Here is a 4,736-nt window from a genome sequence, read left to right as displayed (position 1 = left end):
GGGCTGATAACCCGTCCGCCGCCTTGCCGCGCCCGGTTCAAAGCCGTTCGTTGCCCAAAGTTCTCGATATTTCGGAAGTAGAGGCGCTGTTTGCTTCTATCGAAACGCGATTGGCCAAACCAAAGCCGTCACCGCTCGACTATCGGCTGTCGGCACTTGTTGAACTGCTCTACGGCTCTGGCTTGCGCGCTACCGAACTCGTCGCGCTGCCGCGTACCTCTATTGTTCATGACCGGCCCTACATCATCCTGATCGGCAAAGGTTCGAAGGAGCGGCTGGTTCCGATCTCGGACCGTGCGCGGCAAGCGGTTGGCGCCTGGCACGCCTTTGTGCCCAAGGACTCGAAATATCTCTTCCCCTCGCGGGCGGCCCGGGCTTCGGGTAAAGGCGATGTGCACATCAGCCGTATCCGCCTGTTCCAGATAATCCGCGAACTGGCTGCCGAATCGGGTATTGATCCGGCAAAGGTCAGCCCGCACGTATTACGCCATGCTTTTGCCACCCATTTGCTGGCTGGTGGGGCCAATTTGCGGGCGTTACAGGCTATGCTCGGCCATGCGGATATCGCAACCACGCAAATCTACACCCATGTCGATTCCTCGAAGCTGGTCGAACTGGTGAACCAGCGGCACCCGCTCGCAAAACGCAAGCTCTCTCGTTGACCCCGCCGCCTGCAGGTTCTAACGGCGAGGCATGACAGTCTATCTCGATTTCGAAAAGCCGGTCGCCGCACTCGAAGCCCGCATCCAGGAACTGGAAGATACGGCGGGTGAGACCGAAATTGATGCCACCAGCGAAATCGGAAAATTGCGCGCTAAAGCGGATAAATTATTGGCCGACACCTATGCGAAGCTGACGCCATGGCAGAAAACCCAGGTGGCCCGCCATCCCGAGCGGCCACATTTCAAGCATTTCGTCGCAAATCTGTTCGATGATTTCCTGCCGTTGGCGGGGGACCGTGCCTTTGCCGATGATCAAGCGATTTTAGGCGGACTGGCAAGGCTGGGTGACCGTCGCGTGGTCCTGATCGGACATGAAAAGGGCGATGATACCGAAAGCCGCCTGCGTCATAATTTCGGCATGGGTAAGCCCGAAGGCTATCGCAAGGCGATCCGCCTGATGGAGCTGGCCGACCGTTTTGGACTGCCTGTCATTTCGCTGGTCGACACCTCAGGTGCCTTCCCGGGCGTTCAGGCCGAAGAACGCGGTCAGGCAGAGGCCATTGCCCGCTCGACCGAAAAATGCCTGCAACTGGGCGTACCGATGATTTCGTGCATCGTCGGTGAAGGCGGCTCGGGCGGGGCGGTTGCACTCGCTGCAGCCAATCGGGTAATGATGTTCGAACATGCCGTATACGCGGTCATTTCGCCGGAAGGCTGTGCATCGATCCTTTGGCGTACGAATGATCGCGCGGCCGACGCGGCGCAGGCGATGAAGGTGACCGCAGCTGATCTGAAATCGCTGGGCGTCATCGATTCGATTGTTCCGGAACCTGTTGGCGGCGCGCACCGCGATCATGCGGCGGCCAGTGCCAATCTGGGGAAGGCTTTGACCGAAGCATTGGTCGAACTTGAGAAGCTCAGTGCGAGCGAAATAAAGCAGGAGCGGCACGCCAAGTTCCTGAAGATGGGCCAATTCTAAGCGCTCTGGCCAATCAGGTTCATAATAGGGCCAGCTTCAACATTTTACCTAGACTCTTGTGATTGCATGCTAATGTATTGCGATAGGATAGGAGTCTGTCATGCGTACCAAACTGTTCCTGACCCTCGCGGCTTCGATGCTCGCCGTTGGTGCCGTTTCGACCCAGGGTGCATTTGCCGCCAAGTCTAAAAGTAGCGAACCCTTGCCATTTTCGGCAAAGGAAAAGGCTAATGGTGCTAAATATCACCCTGAAATCCTTAAAGAATTTGGCGGCGCCTATCAAAGCCCGCAGACTGCCTATGTCGAACGCGTGGGTAAGAAAATTGCGCTCCAATCTGGCCTCGCAAACAGCGAAGGCGAGTTCACGGTTACCTTCCTCAATTCGGCGGTGAACAACGCTTTCGCGATCGAGGGCGGCTATGTTTACATCACCCGCCAGCTTGCCGCATTGTGCAACAGCGAAGCAGAGATGGCAGGCGTGCTGGGCCATGAAGTCGGTCACACCGCAGCCCGCCACAGCAAGAAACGCCAGAAACAGGCGACGCTTGCCAATATCATCGGTGTACTCGGCACCATAGGTGGTGCGATGATTGGTGACAATGGCGGCCTAGCAGGCGCCTTGGGTGGCGCTGCGAAGCAATATTCTGGACAATTAGCGCAGTTGTTTACCCTGAAATATTCGCGCGGACAGGAAGAACAGGCCGACGATCTGGGGATCAAATATCTCAGCAAAGCCGGTTATGATCCGTCTGCCTTGTCGGCCATGCTTAATTCGCTCGCGCTGCAAACTGCGGTGGATGCCAAAGTGGCAGGGCTCAATGCGCATTCGGTACCCGAATGGGCGAGTACCCACCCCGATCCGGCCAAGCGCGTGGTGCGGGCCGCAACCAATGCGAAAAAATATCCTGTCAGTACGGTCCGTAATGCCGATGCGCATTTCAAGGCGATCGACGGCATGATGTACGATGACGATCCACGTGAAGGGGTGATAGAGGGACAGGAATTCCTTCACCCCGATCTACGTCTGCGCTTCGCAGTGCCTTCTGGATTCGGAATGTCGAATGGCACGCAGGCGGTTACCATCAGCGGTAATGGCGGTAAGGCGCTGTTTACGACGCAGGCGTTCAACGGCGACCGCAAGGCTTATATCGATGCCGCCTTCAAGAGCGTGGTCGGTGATCAGCAGCAGGTCAATTATGGCTCTATTCAGCAGACCACAGTCAATGGAATTCCGGCTTTCTATGCCAGTGCTAATGTGCAGACCCAGCAATCAGGAACTGTGACGCTGACAGTATTCGCCTATGAATGGGCACCAAATCAGGCGTTCCATTTTGTTACCATCGCGCCCGCCAACAGCACGCCTTTCACATCAATGTTCGAAAGCGTGTCGCGGCTCACCGACAAGCAGGCGGCTGACATAAAACCTCGTAAGGTCAGGGTTGTTACTGTTGGACGGTCGGATACGGTCGCCACAATAGCAGCGCAAATGGCCTATAAAAACTTCCAGACCGAACGCTTTCTGGCGCTCAACGGGCTATCCGGCAACGCAACGCTTTCGCGCGGTCAGAAAGTGAAGATCGTCACTTATTAGGACAGAGACGGCGTCCTTAATTGCAAAGGACGCCGTAACTCTGATTAGTCGTCGCGTGAGATGCGTTCCTGGCGCTCGTGACGCTCCTGTGCTTCCAGCGTCATAGTGGCGATCGGGCGTGCGCGCAGGCGAGCGAGTGAGATTGGCTCGCCAGTGACCTGACAATAGCCATATTCGCCTTCCTTGATCCGGCGCAATGCGGCATCGATCTTGGCAATCAGTTTGCGCTGGCGATCACGGGTACGGAGTTCAATGCCCCAATCGGTTTCGCTTGATGCGCGGTCGTTGAGGTCAGGTTCGCGAATGGGACCATCTTGCAACTGGTTCAGTGTCCCGCGAGATTCATCCAGAATCTCTTTGCGCCATTTGAGCAGTTGCAGTTCAAAGAAGCGCAACTGCTTCTCGCTCATGAACGGCTCATCATCAGACGGCACGTAATCGGGGTCTAGGTCACTCTCCAATTCGCTGATTTTTTCGGATTTATCTTGCACTTGAGTGCTGGCATTCATCGCAGAATCTCCACCGAAGAACGGCTTGAATACAGACCGAAAAGCCTGCATTCCCTCTCTTGGCGGGCGCTATAGACGCGGCTCCAAGACCGCACAAGCGGCAAATCGAGCGGCGGAGATTCGCCTGTGGAAATTTTCCCTCAAAATCCGCTATAACTTCGGTTAGAGTTAATACCTGCCAGGTCAAACAGTTCCACAACGGGACGTTTCGTCATTTTACACAGGAAAATGTGCGATTTTTTTTGTTCTCGGCGGGTGAACAGGGTTAATGGAATTGCGACTTTTGGAGTCTTCTGCCCAATTCAACCGACAAGGGGCGGGAATCTATCGAACTCGATATTATAACCGTCGGAACGACTGAAGAGGTCAGGGAATATGTCAGTACGGATGGCTTTGGCGAAATTGTGCGCCTGCACATGCGGTGGTGCCCTTATCGGCGGCGGCGCAGTGCAGATTGCGGACCAACCGCCTGCACAGGTCAAGGGACACAAGGCCAAGAAAAAGGTGAAGGCGCGCAAGATTGCCCGTCACGCTCCGGTTCGCAAGGTCAAACGCGTCCGCAAGGTCGTTCGCACCACGACAACCACCTGCATGCCGCAACCCGTTGCGATCGCGCAGGGCATGCCGATGCCCATTCCCTATGCGCCGTTGCCCCCGATGGGTGATGTCGGCAGCAGCGGTGGCGGTGTTCCCGTTGTCATCGGTGGCGGTTTTGGCGGTGGCTTTGGTGGCGGCTTCTTTGGCGGCTTTTCTGGCGGCGGTGGCGGCAGCAGCGGTGGCACTGTGGTTATTTCTTCCACCTCGACCGGTTCGACCAGCACATCGTCGGGCGGCTCGGGCGGCTCGAGCACCTCAACTGGCGGATCCAGCACATCCAGCACTTCGGGCGGCGTTTCGACCTCTACGGGTGGCGTCAGCACATCGACCTCGACCGGCGGGGGCTCTACGCCGCCTGGGCGGGCGGCGCGTTCGACCCCGGGCCCCCGGCCCCCGCC

The 4,736-nt window shown here is 57.0% G+C and carries 4 protein-coding genes and 1 pseudogene; 4 read left to right on the top strand and 1 reads right to left on the bottom strand.

Features of this window, described 5'->3' with window-relative positions:
• The 3 genes from Q0239_RS04305 to Q0239_RS04295 form a co-directional block, all read left to right on the top strand.
• A partial coding sequence (locus tag Q0239_RS04305; protein WP_298598961.1) for a tyrosine-type recombinase/integrase occupies window positions 1–662 on the top strand: 662 nt, incomplete at its 5' end.
• 31 nt (window positions 663–693) lie between these two features.
• Window positions 694–1,641 (top strand): acetyl-CoA carboxylase carboxyltransferase subunit alpha, encoded by a 948-nt coding sequence (locus Q0239_RS04300; RefSeq protein ID WP_298598958.1) that lies wholly within the window; start codon window positions 694–696, stop codon window positions 1,639–1,641.
• Window positions 1,642–1,741: 100 nt separating this feature from the next.
• On the top strand, window positions 1,742–3,232 hold the full coding sequence (locus Q0239_RS04295; protein WP_298598955.1) for a M48 family metalloprotease: 1,491 nt from the start codon (window positions 1,742–1,744) through the stop codon (window positions 3,230–3,232).
• Between the two features lie 44 nt (window positions 3,233–3,276).
• Here the strand turns inward: Q0239_RS04295 and dksA are convergent, their stop codons facing one another.
• Window positions 3,277–3,741: an RNA polymerase-binding protein DksA gene (gene dksA / locus Q0239_RS04290; protein WP_298598952.1), complete on the bottom strand. Its 465-nt coding sequence runs from the start codon at window positions 3,739–3,741 to the stop codon at window positions 3,277–3,279.
• A gap of 375 nt (window positions 3,742–4,116) precedes the next feature.
• On the opposite strand from dksA, the pseudogene Q0239_RS04285 reads away from it, so the two are divergent.
• Window positions 4,117–4,736 (top strand): annotated as a pseudogene (locus tag Q0239_RS04285) (PEP-CTERM sorting domain-containing protein); the annotation flags it as partial.

Origin of the sequence: uncultured Sphingorhabdus sp. (genome assembly GCF_937872355.1) — a bacterium.
Classification (GTDB): domain Bacteria; phylum Pseudomonadota; class Alphaproteobacteria; order Sphingomonadales; family Sphingomonadaceae; genus Sphingorhabdus_B.
The sequence above is the reverse complement of the archived record's forward strand: the minus strand, read 5'-3'. Positions and strand labels throughout refer to the sequence as shown.